Genomic DNA, 19487 nt, shown 5'->3' with positions numbered 1-19487 from the left:
GGTGGTGCCCGGTGCGGGGGGCGGGCGGCGGCCGGTGCTCGAACGCGCCGAACGGCGCGGGCTGGTGCCGTTGTCGTTGGCGCAGCAGCGGATGTGGGTGCTCAACCAGTTCGATCCGGCGTCGCCGGCTTACAACATTCCGATGGCGATCCGGTTGAGCGGGGCGTTGGATGTCTCGGCGTTGCGGTACGCGCTGGCCGATGTGCTCGAACGGCACGAGTCGTTGCGGACCCGGTATCCGGCCGGTGGGCCGGGCGGGGTGGCGTTCCAGCAGATCCTGTCGGTCGAGCAGGCGTTGCCGGGCGGGTTGGAGGTCACCGTCACCGACGACCCGATCGGCCGGGTGGGTGAGTTGATGTCGACCGGGTTCGATGTCACCGAGCAGGTCCCGGTGCGGGCGCTGCTGCTGGAAACCGGTCCCGAGGAGCATCTGCTGGCGGTGGTGGCCCACCATATCGCCGCGGACGGGGCCTCGATGGCGCCGCTGGCGCGGGATCTGGTCACCGCGTATCTGGCGCGGATCGGCGGCAACTCCCCGCGCTGGGCGCCGTTGGAGGTGCAGTACGCCGACTACGCGATCTGGCAGCGGCAGGTCATCGGCACCGACGAGGACCCGGCCTCGGTCGCGGCTCGGCAGCTGGCCTATTGGCGTTCCCAGCTGGCTGGTTTGTCGGGGGAACTGGAACTGCCGTTGGACCGGCCGCGTCCGGCGGTGGCCAGCATGCGCGGGGCCAACACCGGGTTCGCGGTCTCCCCGCAGATCCATCAAGCGTTGGTCGCGTTGGCACGCGAGCACAACTGCACCCTGTTCATGGTCGTGCACGCCGCGCTGGCGGTGCTGCTGGCACGGCTGTCGGGAGATCCGGACGTGGCGATCGGTACCCCGATCGCCGGTCGCGGGGAACGCGCGCTCGACGATCTGGTCGGCATGTTCGTCAACACCCTGGCCCTGCGCACCCGCGTGGAAGCGGGCATGCCGTTCACCGCGCTGGTCGAGCGAGCCCGCGAAACCGATCTGGCCGCCTTCGCCAACGCCGACATCCCCTTCGAACGCGTCGTGGAAGTCGTCGCCCCCGGCCGGGCCACCACCCACAGTCCCCTGTTCGGGGTCGTGCTGTCGTTCCAGAACAACGAACAACCCACCCTGCACCTACCCGGACTGACCGTCACCGCCCTGGACACCGGCACCGTCGCCGCGAAATTCGACCTCCAGGTCAACGTCCACCCCCACCACCACGACGACGGCACCCCCGGCGAACTCGACACCATCTTCACCTACGCCACCGACCTGTTCGACGAAACCACCATCCACACCCTCGGCCACCGCCTCGAACGCATCCTCACCACCATCGCCACCAACCCCCACACCCTCATCGGCGACATCGACATCCTCGACCGAACCGAACGGGAGCGGATGGCGGCCGCGGCCGAGTCGGTGAGCGCCGAATCGCCCGCCGCGACCGCGGGCACGGCGCTGACCCAGGCGCTGGCGGCCGCGGTGGAAGACGATCCGGACGGACCCGCCGTGGTCTCCGGTGAGAACGCCCTGTCCTACCAGGATCTCGACGCCCGCTCGTCGCGGTTGGCGCGGGTGCTGATCGCGCGCGGCTGCGGCCCCGGCGCCGGTGTGGCGGTGCGGCTCGACCGCGGGATCGAGGCGGTCGTCGCCACCTGGGCCGTGCTCAAGGCAGGCGCCGCCGTGGTCCCGGTCGACGCGCTCGACGCGGCACTGCCCGACGACCTGGAGGTCAAAGTCGGTGTGACGGTCGGCGATTCGCGCTCGATCGGCGCGATCGACTGGCTGGCGCTCGACGACGCCATCGTCGTCGCCGAGATCGCCGCCGAGTCCCCGCGCCCGGTCACCTACGCCCACCGCACCCGCGCGCTGCGCGGCGGCGACCCGGCGTTCGCCGGCGCGCAGACGCTCAGCTACGACGACCTGGCCACCGCGGCCGGACGGCTGCGCGCGCGCACCGAGCTCACCTTCGAGTCGCGCACCTTCCAGCACGGCAGCCCGCAGTCGCCCGCCGCCGTTGTCGAGGTGGTCGCCGCCGGATCGGTGGGCGCGTCGGTGGTGCTGGTCGAGGCGGACGGCGCGCTGACCGAGTCGCTCGCCGACGAGTGGGTAAGCCATCTGGTGACGGATCGGGCCGGGCTGGAGCTGCTCGACCCGACGGGGCTGGAGGATTTGCACGCGGTGGTGCTCGACAATGGAGTCGGCGCCGTGCCCGCGGGACCCTGGACGACTATGGCTACGATCGTCGAACTCACCGAGCTGTTCGCCACCGAGTGAGGGCGAGTCGCGGTCGAACGCAAGCCGCCAGTTGTGTGACTATGCACACAGCTGGTTGGTTTGCTGTATCAGGGCGTCCGCTGGAAATGTGTCATGGACGTGTTCGAACAGGCAGGATGTGCAGGGTTTTCATGTTTCGCTTGTCGGGAAATAGGCTGCCGGCTTCTGGATGGGGAACCAGGAAGCACGAAGCGAGGATCGCGTGACGCGGCCCGCGCGGGTGCGTCCCACGCGCACCCGGCGACCTAGGGTTACCACCCTCCCACAGCTGATGGCAACCGCCGTCGAGGCCAATCCGAGCGGCACCGCGGTGGTCTTCGCCGACGCGGTCCGCACGCGCCGAGACCTGAGCTACGCCGAGCTGGACGACGCATCCACCCGGCTGGCGCGTCTGCTGATCGATCGTGGCGTGGGTCCGGAGGATCTGGTCGCGGTCGGTATTCCGCGGTCGGTGGAGTCGGTGGTCGCGGTGTGGGCGGTGGCCAAGACCGGTGCGGGGTTCGTTCCGGTCGATCCGAACTATCCGGCCGACCGCGTCGAGCACATGATCGCCGACTCCGGCGCGGTGTTCGGGCTGGCCGTGGACGAGGTCCGCGCCGGCCTGCCGGACCGGGTCGAGTGGCTGTCCATCGATACCGCCGAATGCGCGCGGCGGCTCGAGGAGTTCCCCCCCGACCCGGTGACCTACACCGATCGGGTGCGCCCGCTGCGCGCGGAGCATCCGGCTTACGTCATCTACACCTCGGGGTCGACCGGTAAGCCGAAAGGCGTGGTCGTCACGCAGGCGGGGTTGGCGAGCTTCTGCGCCGAGCAGCGTGATCGGTATCGGGTGACGAGCGCGTCGCGGACGTTGCACTTCGCGTCGCCGTCGTTCGACGCGTCGGTGCTGGAATTGCTGCTGGCGCTGGGTGGCGCGGCCACCATGGTCGTCGCGGCCCCTGCGGTGTTCGGCGGTGAGGAATTCGCGTCCTTGGTGCGCCGGGAGGCCGTCACGCACGCGTTCGTGACCCCGGCGGCGCTGGCGTCGGTGGATCCGGTGGGTCTGGACGAGTTGCGCGTGGTGGTGGCCGGTGGCGAGGCGTGCCCGCCGGAGCTGGTGCGGCGCTGGGTGCTACCGGTGTCCGGCGGCCGGACCCGCGAATTCTGCAACGGGTACGGGCCGACCGAGACCACGATCATGACGAATATCAGCGCGCCGCTGGTGCCCGGCGAGCCGGTGACCATCGGCGCGCCCATCCGGGCCGTCACCGAATACGTGCTGGACGAACGCCTGGTGCCCGTCCCCAGCGGCGTGGTCGGCGAGCTGTACATCACCGGCGCCCACCTGGCACGCGGCTACCACGAACGGCGCGGCCTGACCGCGTCCCGCTTCGTGGCCAACCCGTTCGACGTGCACGGTTCCCGGCTCTATCGCACCGGTGATCTGGTGCGTTGGACGCCGAATGGTGAGCTGGAGTATCTGGGGCGCAACGATTTCCAGGTGAAGATCCGTGGTTTCCGGATCGAGCTGGGTGAGATCGATGCGGTGCTGGCCGCGCACGAGACGGTCGATTTCGCGGTCACCGTCGGACATCAGTTGGACAGCGGCGCGACGATTCTCGTCTCCTACGTGCACCCCGCGCCCGGGATGGCCGCGGACGCCGCCGAGCTGGCCGCCTTCGCCGAGCAGAGCCTGCCCGCGCATATGGTGCCGACGGCGGTCATGGTGCTCGACGAGATCCCGCTGACCCCGGTCGGCAAACTGGACCGCGCGGCGCTGCCCGCCCCCCGATTGCAGACCAAGGTGTTCCGGGCTCCTGTCGGCCCACTGGAAGAGCTGGTCGGCGAGGTGTACGCCGAAGTGCTCGGCCCCGGCGCACCGGTCGGCGCGGACGACGACTTCTTCGAACTCGGCGGCAATTCGCTGATCGCCACCCAGGTCGCGGCCCGGCTGGGAGCGGCCATCGCGGCGCGGGTGCCTGCGCGGCTGATCTTCGAGAGCCCCACCGTCGCCGCCCTCGCCGCGCGGCTGGAGCCGTTGAAGGGCGCGGGAGACCGGCGCGCGTTGGTGGCGGTGGAGCGTCCGGAGCGGGTGCCGTTGTCGTTGGCGCAGCAGCGGATGTGGTTTTTGAATCAGTTCGATACTGGTTCTGCGGCGAACTCTATTCCGTTCGCGGTGCGGTTGTCTGGTGTGTTGGATGTGGCGGCGTTGCAGGCGGCGGTCGCGGATGTGGTCGAGCGTCATGAGACGTTGCGGACGGTGTATCCGGCGGTGGACGGTACGGGTTATCAGGTGGTGGTGCCCGCCGCACAGGCCGTCCCCGACCTCGCGCCGAAGCCCGTCGCCGAGCACGAACTCGCGGACTGGCTGCGCGGATTCGCGCTGGCCGGTTTCGATGTCGCGGCGGAAGTGCCGCTGCGCATCGCCCTGGCCGAAATCGGTCCCGGCGACCACGTGGTCGCAGTGGTGGTGCATCACATCGCCGCCGACGGCGCGTCGGTAGCGCCGTTCCTGCGGGATCTGCTCAGCGCGTTCCTTTCCCGGCGCAACGGGGCCAGGCCGTCCTGGGAGCCGCTGCCGGTGCAGTACGCGGACTACACGCTGTGGCAGCGCGAAATGCTCGGCGACGAGAACAACCCCGATTCGGTGGCCGCTGCCCAGCTCGCGTACTGGCGTCGCGCCTTGGCGGGCCTTCCGGACCGGATCGACCTACCCTCGGATCGGCCGCGCCCACCCGTCGCCTCCGGTCGGGGCGCGGACTACGCCTTCGCCGTGGACGCCTCGGTACACCGGGGCCTCGCCGAGTTGGCGCACAGCGAGGGCGCCTCGGAGTTCATGGTGGTGCACAGCGCGCTGGCGCTGTTGCTGGCCAGACTCACCGGCACCGACGACATCGCCATCGGCACGCCCGTCGCGGGCCGTGGCGAGCGAGAGCTCGACGGACTGATCGGCATGTTCGTCAACACGCTGGTGCTGCGCACGCGGATCGACCTCGGCGCGTCGTTCCGTACGCTGCTCGCCCAGGCGAAAGAGACGGATCTGGGCGCCTTCTCGCACGCGGAGTTGCCGTTCGAGCGGTTGGTCGAGGTGCTGGACCCGGTGCGGTCGCAGGCACATCACCCGCTGTTCCAGGTGGCGCTGTTCTTCCAGAACATGAACCGGCCCGAAATTGCGCTGCCCGGCCTGTCGGCGCGGGTGGTCGAGTTCGACGGCGCGGTGGCGAAATTCGATCTGCAACTGACCGTGGTGCCCGACACCGAAGGCGAAGCCACGGGCTTCACGGCGACGTTCACCTATGCCACCGACCTGTTCGACGAACGGACGATAGCCGAGTTCGCTTGGCGGCTGGACCGGCTGCTGACCGTCGTCACCGCCGAGCCGGACCGGCCGATCGGCACGATCGATCTGCTCGCCCCCGCGGAGCGCGAACTCGTACTGCTCGAGTGGAACAGCACCCGGTACCCGGTGCCGACCGAGTTGCTGTTGGACGGTTACCGCCGTGCGGCAGATGCCTATGCCGACGAGATCGCCGTGGTCTATGAGGGTGTGGGGCTGACGTATCGGGAGTTCGATGCGCGGGTGAATCGTGTGGCGCGGTTGTTGATTTCGCAGGGTGTGGGTGCGGAGTCGTTGGTGGGGTTGGCGGTTCGTCGGTCGTTGGATCTTGTGGTGGGGATGTATGCGATCGTGGCGGCGGGTGGGGCGTATGTGCCTTTGGATCCGGATCATCCGGCCGAGCGCATCGCCCACATCCTGGACACCGCCCAGCCCGTCTGTGTACTGACCACCTCCGCCGACGCCGTCGACGTGCCGGAAGGCACCGCGGTACTGCTGCTGGACGCTTTGGACCCGAATCGGTTCGACGATGCTCCGGTGCGTGCCGAGGAACTGGTGCGTCCGCTGTTGCCGCACCATCCGGCGTACGTGATCTTCACCTCGGGGTCCACCGGTCGGCCCAAGGGCGTCGTGATCTCGCACTTCGCGATCCAGAACCAGATCAGCTGGATGCTCGCGGCGTACCCGCTCGACGCCGACGACGTGTATTTGCAGAAGACGGCGACGACGTTCGACGTCTCGCTGTGGGGCTACTTCATGCCGCTGCGCGTGGGGGCGAAGCTGGTCGTCGCCACGCACGACGGACACCGCGATCCGGTGTACGTCGCGGAAACGATTGCCGCGCAGGGTGTGACGGTCACCGACTTCGTGCCGTCCATGCTGACGGTCTTCGCCGCGCACACCGCGCCGGGGTCGTGCCCCACTTTGCGGGACATCTTCGCGATCGGCGAGGCGCTGCCCCCGGAGACTGTCGCCGCGGTGCGTGCGGTGACGGACGCCGCGGTGCACAACCTGTACGGCCCGACCGAGGCGGCGGTGTCGGTGACCTACTGGCCCGCGACCGCCGCCGACGAGCGGTCCGTGCCGATCGGTGTGCCGCAGTGGAACACCCAGGTCTACGTGCTGGATTCGCGTCTGCAACCGGTGCCGGCCGGTGTGCCGGGCGAGCTGTACCTCGCCGGTGATCAACTGGCTCGCGGTTACGTGGGGCGTCCCGACCTGACCGCCGACCGGTTCGTGGCCAACCCCTTCGGCATCGGCGAGCGGATGTACCGGACCGGTGACCTGGTGGTCTGGCGTGCCCCGACCGAAGAATTGCCGCATCGGCTCGACTATCTGGGCCGGACCGATTTCCAGGTGAAGTTCCGTGGTCAGCGGATCGAGCTGGGGGAGATCGAGACGGCGCTGCTGGCGCAGCCCTCGGTGAGCCAGGCCGTGGCGGTGGTGGCGCGATCGGCGCTGGGCGATCAGCTGGTGGCCTACGTGGTTCCCGCGCCGGGCTACGCGATCGAGCAGGCCGAATTGCTCGCGGCGATCGGTGCGACGCTGCCCGCGTACATGGTTCCGGCGGCGATCGTGGCGCTGGCGGAGTTTCCGCTCAATCCCAGCGGCAAGCTGGACCGCAAGGCATTGCCCGAGCCTGTCTTCGCCGCTCGGGAATTCCGTGCGCCCGCGAGTGCGGTGGAGGAGATCGTCGCCGGGGTGTTCGGTGAGGTTCTCGGGTTGGGGCGGGTCGGCGCGGACGACGATTTCTTCGCTCTCGGTGGCAATTCGCTGGTGGCCACGCAGGTGGTGGCGCGTGTGGGTGCTGCGGTGGGTGCGCGGGTGCCGGTGCGGATGTTGTTCGAGGCGCCGACGGTGGCGTCCCTGGCAGCGGTGCTGGAGTCGCATACGCATGGTGAGCGTGGTGTGGAGCTGGGCAGTATCGCGCGTCCGGAGCGGTTGCCGTTGTCGTTGGCGCAGCGGCGGATGTGGTTCCTCAATCGTTTCGATCAGACCGATGACGCTGCTGAGCAGATCGGTTCGGCGGCTTACAATCTGCCGTTCGCGTTGCGGTTGACCGGTGCGCTGGACGTGGCTGCGTTGGGTGCGGCGTTGCACGATGTGGTGGCGCGGCATGAGGTGTTGCGCACGGTGTATCCGGAGACTCCGGATGGTCCGGTGCAACTGGTGCTGTCCGCAGGGCAGGTGGCGCTGGACGTGGCGGTGCACCCGCTGGGTGCGGCCGAGGTCGCCGGTGAGGTGTACACGCTCGCGTCGACGCCCTTCGACGTGACCGCCGAAGTGCCCGTGCGGGTGCGGTTGCTGCGGATCGCGGAGGCGCCGCGGGAGTTCGTGCTCGCGGTGGTGGTGCACCACATCGCGGCGGACGCGTCATCGATGGGTCCGCTGGTGCGGGACGTGATGGTGGCGTACTCGGCGCGTGCGGCCGGTGAGCTGCCGGGGTGGTCGCCGTTGCGGGTGCAGTACGCGGACTACGCGCTGTGGCAGCGCGCGGTGCTCGGCGAGGAATCCGATCCGGAGTCGGTGGCCGCGCGCCAGATCGCGTTCTGGCGGGCTGAGCTGGCTGACCTGCCCGATCTGCTGGAGTTGCCGACGGATCGGCCGCGTCCGGCGGTGGCGTCGCTGGCCGGTGCTCGGGTCGATGTACGTGTGGACGCCGCCACGCACGCTGGATTGGTCGAGCTGGCGCGTGCGCACGGCGCGACGTTGTTCATGGTGGTGCATGCGGCTTTCGCGGTGTTGCTGGCGCGATTGTCCGGCAGTTCGGATATCGCTGTCGGAACGCCGGTCGCTGGTCGTGGTGAGCGTGAGTTGGATGACCTGATCGGTATGTTCGTCAACACCGTGGTCTTCCGGTCGCGGATCGATGGCGGGGAGTCGTTTGCCGCCCTGCTGGGCAAGCAGCGTGAATCCGATCTGCGGGCGTTCGCGCACGCGGATGTGCCGTTCGAGCGGTTGGTGGAGGTGTTGAATCCGCCGCGGTCGACGGCGCGTCATCCGTTGTTCCAGGTGGGGTTGTCCTTCCAGAACGTCGCGCGGACCGCGTTGGAGCTGCCCGGGTTGACGGTGGCCGGTGTCGACGCCGATTTGGATGTGTCGCAGTTCGATCTGCATTTGATCGTCGGTGACGGGTATGAGGAGTCGGGTGCGGCTGCTGGTATCGGTGGGTTCTTGACGTATGCGACCGATTTGTTCGATCGGGAGACGGTCGAGGGTTTCGCCGAGCGGTTCTCGCGTGTTCTGGCCGCTGTCGTCGCGGATTCCACGGTGCCGGTCGGCGATATCGACATCCTCGCCGACACCGAACGCACCGACGTGCTCACCACCTGGAACGACACCGGCCACCCGGTGGAACAGGCCGCGACCCTCGGGTCGCTGCTGCGCCGAACCGTCGCCGCCACACCCGGAGCGGTCGCCCTGGTCGCCGACCTACCCGGCGGCGAACGCGCCGAGCTGAGCTACGCCGAGCTGGGCGCCCGGGTGAACCGCCTCGCCCGCTACCTGATCTCGGCGGGCGTCGGACCCGAATGCCGGGTCGCGCTGGCCTTCCGCCGATCGGTGGATCTGGTCGTGGCGATGTACGCGGTGGCCGAGGCCGGCGGCGCGTACGTGCCGGTCGACCCGGACCAAGCCGCGGAGCGAACCGACTACATCCTCTCCGTCGCCGCTCCCGTATGTGTGCTGAGCGATGCGGCGTCGGACTTCGACACCGATGTGGCCCCGGTGGTGCGGCTGGAAGACCTCGAGCTCACCACGATCGCGAGCGTGCCGCTCACCGATGCCGAGCGCGTGGTCGCGCTGCGACCGGAGCACACGGCATACGTCATCTTCACGTCGGGTTCGACCGGGCGGCCGAAGGGCGTCGCGGTGTCGCACGCGGCGATCGTGCACCAATTGCTCTGGAAAGCAGCGTATTTCGAGCTGAATCAAGACGACTCGCTACTGCTGAAGACGGCGGCGACGTTCGACTTGTCGGTGTGGGAGTTCTGGTCGGCGGCGGTGTGTGGCGGTCGTCTGGTCATCGCCGCGCCGGACGGGCATCGGGATCCTGCGTACCTGAACGAACTGATGGCGCGAGAGTCGGTCACGACGCTGCACGTGGTGCCGTCGATGCTCGACGCGCTGCTGGTGCACCGGGCGACCACGGAGGGGCTGGACTGGGCGCCACGGCGGGTGTTGGCGATTGGTGAGGCGTTGCCGGGTTCGCTGGCGCAGCGGTTGGTGTCTGATTATCCGCGTACGGAGTTGTTCAATCTGTATGGTCCGACCGAGGCGGCGGTGTCGATCACCAGTCATCGGGTGACTGTCGCTGATGAGATGTCGGTGTCGATCGGTGTTCCGGAGTGGAACAGCCGGGTCTACGTTCTCGATGGGCGGTTGCGTCCGGTCCCGGTGGGTGTTTCGGGTGAGTTGTATTTGGCTGGTGCGCAGTTGGCGCGTGGCTATTTCGGTCGTGCGGATTTGACGGCGGATCGGTTTGTGGCGAATCCGTTCGAGCCGGGTGCTCGGATGTATCGCACGGGTGACTTGGTCGCCTGGAATAGTAACGGTGAGCTGGAGTATCGGGGTCGTACGGATTTCCAGGTGAAGATTCGTGGGTTCCGTATCGAACTCGGTGAGATCGAGGCTGCGCTGTTGGCGTTGCCGGAGATCGCGCAGACGGCGGTGATCGCGAAGTCGGATCCGAAGACCGGTGATCGTTTGGTGGCTTATCTGGTCGCTGCGGATGCCGAAATCGGTGTCGATGTGGCGCGGGTGAAGGCCGAACTCACTGCCGGGTTGCCGTCGTATATGGTGCCTGCGGCGTTCGTGGTGTTGGATGCGTTGCCGTTGAATGTGAACGGCAAGCTGGATCGTAAGGCGTTGCCGGAGCCGGAGTTCGAGGTTCAGGCGTTTCGTGCGCCCTCGACTCCGATCGAGGAGATCGTGGCCAACGTGTACGCCGAGGTTCTCGGTGTGGAACGCGTCGGTGCGGATGACGATTTCTTCGCTTTGGGTGGTAATTCGCTGTTGGCGACGCAGGTCGCCGCGCGTATCGGCGCGGCTTTGGATGCTCGTGTTCCGGTGCGTGTGTTGTTCGAGGCATCCACCGTCGCCGCACTGGCAATCAAAGTCGAACACGGCGCCGGTGCGCGCAAACGGATTCCGTTGGTCGCGGGGCCGCGTCCCGACCACATCCCGCTGTCGTTCGCGCAGCAGCGCATGTGGTTCCTGAACCAGTTCGACACGTCGGCCTCGGCGTACAACATCCCGGCCGCAATCCGTTTGTCCGGCGACCTGGACGTCACCGCGCTGCGGCAGGCGGTAGAGGACATCATCGCGCGCCACGAGATCCTGCGCACGATCTATCCGCAGACCCCGGACGGCCCGGTGCAGCGGGTTCTGGCGCCGCACGAGGTGCCGGTGGAGCTGGCTCCCGCGCAGATCGGAGACGAACACGTCGCAGGCGAAGTCCAGCGGATCGTCGCGGCCGGCTTCGACGTGACCGCCGAGGTGCCGTTGCGCGTCAGACTGTTCCAGCTCGCGGGCACCGAATACGTGCTGGTCTTCGTCGCGCACCACATCAGCGCCGACGGCTGGTCGATGGGCCCGCTGACCAGGGACCTGATGCTGGCCTACGTGGCGCGCGGCGGCGGTCGCGAGCCGTCCTGGGCGCCGCTGCCCATCCAGTACGCCGACTACGCGCTGTGGCAACGCGACGTGCTCGGCGCCGACGACGATCCCGAGTCGCTCGCGGGTGCGCAACTGGCCTACTGGACAACCGAACTCGCCGATCTGCCCGACGAACTGAACCTGCCCGCCGACCGCCCGCGCCCGCCTGCCCAGTCCTTCGCGGGCGGCAAGACCGATTTCGTCGTAGAGCCCGACGTGCACGCCGCGCTGGCCGAGCTCGCGCGGCAGCACAACGCCACGCTGTTCATGGTGGTGCACACCGCGTTCGCGGTATTCCTGTCGCGGATGTCCGGCACCGACGACATCGCGATCGGCACGCCCATCGCGGGACGCGGCGAAGCCGAACTCGATGACCTGATCGGCATGTTCGTCAACACCCTGGTGCTACGCAGCCGGGTCGCGCCCGGTCTCGCCTTCACCGAATTGCTGGTCGCCAACCGGGAAACCGATCTGCGTGCCTTCGCCAACGCCGACATCCCGTTCGAGCGACTGGTCGAGACGCTCGACCCGGAGCGCTCGGCGGGCCGCCACCCGCTGTTCCAGGTGGCGCTGTCGTTCGAGAACCTCACCGCCACCAGCTTCCAATTGCCCGGCCTGAGCTTCGCCGCGCTGGACCCGGCCGCCGACACCGCGAAGTTCGATCTGCTGCTGACCGTGCGCGAGCAGCGCGCCGAGTCCGGCGCCGAGGCCGGTATCGCCGCCGAATTCACCTACGCCCGAGACCTGTTCGACGAGCAGACCGTGGTCGAGTTCGGCCGCCGGTTCCGTCGCATCCTGGCCGCGGTCGCCCGGCACCCCGACACCGCCGTCGGCGATCTGGAGATCCTGGACGACTCCGAGCGCGCCGCCCTGATCGCCCGTACCGGCGCACCCGCCGTGCCGCCGAGCACGCTGCCGGAGCTGATGGCCGCCGCCGTCGCCGCGAACCCGGCCGGTATCGCCGTGGTCGCCGACGACCGCACCTTCAGCTACGCCGAACTCGACGCGGCCTCCGCGCAATTGGCGCGCGCGCTGATCGACCGAGGCGCGGGACCGGATGTGCTGGTCGCGATCGCCATTCGGCGTTCGGTGGAGTCCGTGCTGGCGCTGTGGGCGGTGGCCAAAGCCGGGGCGGCGTTCGTCCCGATCGACCCGACCTACCCGGCCGACCGCATCGCGCACATGGTGGCGGATTCCGGCGTGACACTCGGCCTGACGCTCACCGCCGAGCTGGACAACCTGCCCGCGCTCGCCGGTGGCGCGTGGGTCGTGCTGGACGATCGCGACTTCACCGTCGACGTGGCCGTGCGCTCGGACCAGCCGTTGCGGCCCGGCGAGCTGCGCGCGACACCGCGCCCGGGCAACGCCGCCTACGTGATCTACACCTCCGGCTCCACCGGTCTGCCCAAGGGCGTCGTGGTCACCCACGCGGGCCTGGCGAACTTCAGCGCCGAGCAGGTGGAGCGTTATGGGCTCGACCGGTCGACGCGGGCCTTGGCGTTCGCGTCGCCGTCGTTCGACGCGTCGATGCTGGAACTGCTGCTCGCGCTCGGCGCGGCGGGCGGGCTCGTGCTGGCGCCGCCGCTGACCTTCGGCGGCGAGGAACTGGCCGAGCTGATCCGCGCCGAAGGCGTTACGCACGCCTTCCTCACCCCGTCCGTGCTCGCCTCGCTCGACCCGGACGCGCTGGCGGGGATGCGGACCATCGTGGCGGGCGGTGAAGCGGTGCCCGCCGATCTGGCGGCCAAGTGGACGGGCGTGCCGGAGCGCGACTTCCACAACGGTTACGGGCCGACCGAGACCACCATCATGACCAACATCAGCGACCCGCTGCGGCCCGGCGAACCGGTCACGATCGGCGGTCCGATCCGCGGCATGCGATCGCTGGTGCTCGACGGCAGGCTGCGCCCGGTGCCCGAAGGCGTCACGGGCGAACTGTATCTGGGCGGCATCCAGCTCGCGCGCGGCTACCACGCCCGCCCCGGACTCACCGCGGCGCGATTCGTGGCCGACCCGTACGGCGCGCCCGGCGAGCGCCTCTACCGCACCGGTGACCTGGTTCGCTGGCGCAGCGCCGGCGGCGCGCCGGTAGTGGAATACCTTAGCCGCAACGACTTCCAGGTGAAGGTGCGCGGCTTCCGGATCGAACTCGGCGAGATCGACGCGGCGCTCGCGGCCCAGCCCGAAGTCGGCTTCGCCGTCACGCTCGGCCGGGAAACCGGTTCCGGCGCGACGATCCTGGTCTCCTACGTGCTGCCGGCCAAGGACGCCGTGGTGGATCCGGCCGTGCTGACCGAGCGGATCGGGCGCACGCTGCCGGAGTACATGGTTCCGGCGGCGATCGTCGTGCTCGACGCCATCCCGCTGACCCCCGTGGGCAAACTGGATCGCAAGGCGCTGCCGGAGCCGGCCGTGGACACCCGCGCCTACCGTTCGCCGCGTACCCCGGCCGAACTCGTCATCGCCGAAGTGATCGGCGAGGTGCTCGGTATCGACCGAGTCGGTCCGGACGACGACTTCTTCGCCCTAGGCGGCGACAGCATCATGTCCATCCAGGTGGTCTCCCGCTCGCGCGCCCGCGGTGTGACCTTCTCGCCGCGCGATGTCTTCGAATGCCGGACCGTCGCCGCGCTGGCTCGCACCGCCGCGGTGGCGGGCGGCGGCCCCGCCGACGAGGCGGGCGAACTGCCGCTCACGCCGGACGCGGCGCGGATGCTGGAGGACGGCCTCGAGGTGCGGGCCATCGCCCTGGACGTCCCGGAGACCTGTTCGGTCGAGACGGTGCGCGCCGCGGTGGGTGCCGTGCTCGACCAGCACCCGATGCTGTGGGTGCGGGTGCGTTACGACGACAACGGCGCGCCCGTGCTGCGCATCCCGGCCGCCGCCGAGCGCACCGGTGAGGCGTTCCGCGAGCTGGACGCCCAGCACGGCGAGACCACGCTGCCCATCGACGACGTGGTGCAGGCGGCCGCGGCCGCGCTCGACCCCGAACAGGGCCGCAACATCTACTTCGTGCTCACCGGCGGTCCCGAGGCCCGCTCCACGCTCATCATCGTGGCCAGCAGCCTCGTGGTGGACGACGTCTCCTGGCGGACCATCACCGACCAGCTCACCGCGCGCTGGAACCGGGCGCGCCACGCCGCGCCCGCGACGCCGGAATCCGGCCTCGGCACGCTCATCCGGGCGCTGTCGGCCAAGGCGCACGATCCGGCCACCGTCGCCGAGCTGGACTGGTGGCGCCGCACGCTCGGCACCGTCCCGGAGGGCGCGGCGACCGACGGCCGCGACCTGCGCGCCCGCAGCCGGGTCTCGCTCACCATCACGGCCGAGGGAGCGGCGGCCGTCGCCGCCGCCGCGGAGGCCTACCACGCCGGGGTGGACGACATCGTGCTCACCGCGCTGGCGCTGGCCCTGCACACCTCCGCGGGCGAGGCCGTCACCCGTGCCATCGGCTCGGTGGTCCGGCTGCCCGCCGACCCGCGCGCGGCCACCCAGGCCGACGCGGAGAACATGGTGGGCGGCTTCGTCACCGAATACCCGCTTCCGCTGCGGCTGAGCCGGATCGACCTCGACGACGCCCTGATCGGCGGTCCCGCGGCGGGCACGGCGATCGCGCAGATCAAGGAGCTGCGGCGGTCGGTGCCCTCGCGCGGCGTCGGTTACGGCCTGCTGCGCCACCTCAATGCCGAGGCCGCCGCCGAGCTGCGCGGCCTCGGTCGCGGCCGGTTCGCGCTGCGCTATCGGGATCTGCGCCCGGCGCGGGTGCACACCGACATCCCCTCCGATGACCTGCTGCTGGTGCTGACCGTCGAGGCCACCGACGAGGGCTTGCTGGCCCGCTTCGACTTCGCCGCGGCCGCGTTCCGTGGCGAGGACGCGAAAACCTTCGCCGAGCACTGGATTCGCGCGCTCGGCGGCTTGGCCGAGCACGGATTGCGCCCCGACGCGGGCGGTTTCACGCCCTCGGACTTCCCGCTGGTGCGGCTGAAGCAGCCCGACATCGACCGCTTCGCCCGGGCCTACCCGGACCTGACCGACGTGTGGCCGCTCACCCCGCTGCAATCGGGCATGCTGTTCCACGCCCTGCTCGCGGAGAACTCGGTGGACGTCTACACCACCCAGTTCGTGCTGGATCTCGGGGGCGCGGTGGACGCCCGCCGGATGCAGGCCGCCGCACAGGCCGTGCTGGACCGGCACGACAATCTGCGCGTCGCCTTCGCCGACGACAGTGCGGGCAATCCGGTCCAGATCGTGCAGGATTCGCTGGACGTGCCGTGGCGGCTGATCGATCTGAGCCAGCTGGAACCGGCCGCGGCGGCCGCCGAGCTGGAGCGCGTCAAAGCGGCCGATCTCGCCGACCACTTCGACATGCGAACCCCGCCGCTGCTGCGGTTCGCGCTGATCCGCTCCACCGCCGCCCGCTATCACCTGCTGGTGACCAGCCACCACATCCTCATCGACGGCTGGTCCATGCCGCTGTTGCTGAAGGACTTGCTCACGCTGTACGCGCTCGGCGGCAACTCCCGGCACGTGCCGACGGTGCGGTCGTATCGCGACTACCTGGCGTGGCTGGTCGCGCAGGACGGGCAGGCGGCCCGTGCCGCGTGGCGCGCCGCGCTGGCCGGTGTCACCGAGCCGACGCCGCTCGCGCCGGTCGATCCCGGCCGCGAGATCTCCGCCGGCGTGGGCGAGGTCGGGTTCGAGCTGTCCCAGGCCGACACCACCGCACTCACCCGGCTGGCGTCGGGGCTGGGCGTCACGGTGAACACCGTGGTGCAGGCGGCTTGGGGCCTGCTGATCGGCCGCACCGTCGACCGCGACGACGTGGTCTTCGGCGCCACCGTGTCGGGACGGCCGCCCCAGCTGGACGGCGTCGAGGCGATGGTCGGCCTGTTCCTCAACGCGATCCCGGTGCGGGTGCGGCTGGACGCGACCGGCACGCTCGGCGGGCTGCTGCGCCAGTTGCAGGCCGAGCAGGCCGCGTTGCTGGACCACCACTACCTGGGCCTGAGCGACATCCAAGAAGCGGTCGGCGTGGAAGGGTTGTTCGACTCGCTCGTCGTGTTCGAGTCGTTCCCCGTGGACCGGGAGGGCTTGGACCAGGCCAGCGCGATCGACGGGATGAACGTCACCGGGGTGGGCGCGGTGAACGGCACCCACTATCCGTTCACGGTGATGGTGGTGCTGGACAGTCAGTTGCGCGTCTCGGTGAAGTACCTGCGCGACCTGACCGGTGCGGCGGCGGCGGACGCGCTGGCGCGGCGGCTCGCCGCGCTGATCGGACGCTTCGTGACGACCCCGCAGGCACGCATCGGCGAGATCGATGTGCTGCTGGACGACGAGCGCGCCGAGCTGGCCGCACGCAACGCCACCGACGCGCCGGAACTGCTCGACGGCGCGACGCTGATGTCGCTGTTCGACGCGCAGGTGGCGCGCACGCCGGACGCGCCTGCGGTGCGCTTCGGCGACACCACCCTCAGTTACGCCGAACTGGATTCGCGCGCGCGGTCGCTGGCCGTCGAGCTGATGCGCTGGGGCGTCGGCCCGGAAACGCTGGTCGCCGTGGCCATGCGGCGCGGAATCGATCTGGTCGTCGCGATCTACGCGGTGTTGCGGGCCGGTGGCGGCTACGTCCCGATCGATCCGGACCACCCGGCCGAGCGCAGCGAGTACGTCCTCGGCAGCGCCGCTCCGATCTGTGCCCTGACCACCACCGCGGACGCGTTCGACACCGCGACCGATGTCCCGGTGATCGCGGTGGACACGCTGTATCTGGCTCCGTACGAGAACGCGCTGCCGCCGGTGCACGTCCACCCGGACACCGTCGCCTACGTCATCTACACCTCGGGCTCGACCGGTCGCCCCAAGGGCGTGATGATCACGCACCGGCAGATGGTCAACCAGTTCCGCTGGGCGCAGTCGGCCTATCCGCACGGCGGTGACGACGTGGTGCTGCACAAGACGCCGATCACCTTCGACATCTCCACCTGGGAGCTGTTCTGGCCGTTGCAGACCGGAGCGTCGATCCTGGTCGCCGCGCCGGACGGCCATCGTGATCCGGCCTACCTGGCCCGGATGATCGTCGAGAACGCGGTCACCACGGTGCACTTCGTGCCGTCGATGCTGGACGCGTTCCTCGACCCCGTGGCCAACCCGGCCACGGGGTACCCGTCGCTGCGGCGGGTGTTCGCCGCGGGCGAGGCGCTGTCCGGGGAGACCGCGACGGCCTTCGTCGCGGTTGCGCCCGGTGCCGCGCTGGTCAACTGGTACGGGCCCGCCGAGGCCACCGTGGTCACCGACCACGCGGTGCGCGGCGCGTCCACGGGGGCGATTCCGATCGGTGTCCCGGTGGCCAACACCCGCGTGCACGTACTCGACCGGCAGTTGCGACCGGTGCCGCCGGGCGCGGCGGGCGAGTTGTACGTCGCCGGTGTGCAGTTGGCGCGCGGCTATCTCGGCGCCCCGGCCCTCACCGCCGAGCGTTTCGTCGCCCACACCGGCGGCACCCGGCTCTATCGCACCGGCGATATCGTGCGCTGGCGCGAAGGGGCGCTGGACTATCTGGGCCGGAGCGACTTTCAGGTCAAACTGCGCGGCCAGCGCGTCGAGCTCGGGGAGATCGAGGCCGTGTTGACCGGTCACCCCCAGGTGCGGCACGCCGCGGTAGCGCTGGTGCGTGGCGCCACCGGCGACCGGCTGGCCGCCTATGTGGTCGCCGCGCCGGGGGAGTCCGTCGACGAGGCCGCGCTGCTGCTGCACGCCCGTGCCGCATTGCCGTCCTACATGGTGCCCTCGGCAATCGTCGTGCTCGCCGAACTGCCGTTGAACGCCAGCGGCAAACTCGACCGCAACGCGCTGCCAGCGCCGCGGCTGACGGCCCGCCCGTACCGCGCGCCGGGCACGCCGCTGGAACGGACCGTGCTCGAGGTGTTCGACGAGGTGCTCGAGTCCGGCGCAGGCCAGCGGGTCGGCATGGACGACGACTTCTTCGATCTGGGGGGCAACTCGCTGGTGGCCACGCGCGCGGTCAGCAGACTGCGCACGCTCACCGGCGCCGAGGTGCGGGTGCAGTGGTTCTTCACCGATTCCACCCCGGCCGCGCTGGCCGCCCGGATCCTCGCCGCGCTGGCCGACGACCACGACTACGACCAGGACTCGAACGCGGCGCTCGGTGTGCTGTTGCCGATCCGGACCATGGTGCCGCACGACACGGCCGCCGCCCAGCCGCTGTTCTGCCTGCATCCGATGTACGGATTGTCCTGGTGCTACGCCGGTCTCGCCCGCTACGTGCCCGCGAGCACGCCGATCTTCGGTCTGCAGTCGCCTGCGTTGACCGAAGAGGGCTACCTGCCGCGGTCGCTGACCGAGATGGCGCGCCGCTACGTGGCCGAGATCCGCGCCGTGCAGCCGCACGGACCCTATCGGCTGCTCGGCTGGTCGCTCGGCGGTGTGCTGGCGCACGCGGTGGCGACCGAGTTGCAGGCGGCGGGGGAGCAGATCGGGCTGCTGACCATGCTCGACAGCCACCCGGACATCGACGTCACGGACTTCCGGGCGGCCATCCGCGAGGCGCTGGCCGAACTCGGCATCGGCGCGGACGCCCTGCTGCCCGGCGACGGCGACATCCACGACCTGAGCGAGGCCGCGCTGGCCGCGCTGCACGCCACCATCCCGCCGGACATGGCGGTGCTCACCCCGGACCGGGTGCGCCGGATCTATCGCAGCGCGGTGCGCTCGGCCGAGCTGATCGCCGAGCACCGGCCGACGGTCTACCGGGGCCGGGTGGACTACTTCAGCGCGGCTGGTCACGACACCGCGGCGGCCGGCTGGCAACCCTACGTAGACGGCCGGGTCGACGATCATCCGGTCGGTGTCGCGCACGATCAGATGACCTCACCGGAAGCGCTGGCGCAGATCGGGCCTCGATTGTCCGAACTGCTGGATCCCCCTGGGTGGGAAACGACACGGAACATGGGGCGGTCATGATCGACCCGACACCGTTCCGGCATGATGGGGCAACGGTGCGGTAACGAAGTCCTCTTTTGTGACGACTACATAGGCCGTATGGTCGGGCGGGATGTTCCGGCATCCACCCGGCGCGTGGGGCATGCAGAGCGAATCTCGAGACGAAGCGAAGGTGCGAAATTGATACGTCGACAGACCTGGCGCGGTGGCCTGCGGGCCGCGGCCGCGATCGCGGCAACCGCGGTGCTCGCGGGCATG

At 69.9% G+C, this 19487-nt stretch carries 2 protein-coding genes; both read left to right on the top strand.

Annotated elements, in window-relative coordinates; translation table 11 throughout:
* Nucleotides 1–2293 (top strand): condensation domain-containing protein (locus HOV91_RS14680; RefSeq protein WP_174185935.1); only part of this gene is annotated, 2293 nt, incomplete at its 5' end.
* A gap of 202 nt (nucleotides 2294–2495) precedes the next feature.
* Complete coding sequence (locus HOV91_RS14675; RefSeq protein WP_174185934.1) at nucleotides 2496–19250, top strand: non-ribosomal peptide synthase/polyketide synthase; 16755 nt, start codon at nucleotides 2496–2498, stop codon at nucleotides 19248–19250.
* Nucleotides 19251–19487 lie beyond the last annotated feature (237 nt).

The organism is Nocardia barduliensis (assembly GCF_013315795.1).
In the GTDB taxonomy this organism is placed as follows: domain Bacteria; phylum Actinomycetota; class Actinomycetes; order Mycobacteriales; family Mycobacteriaceae; genus Nocardia; species Nocardia barduliensis.
This window is presented reverse-complemented; position numbering and strand designations above follow the sequence as displayed.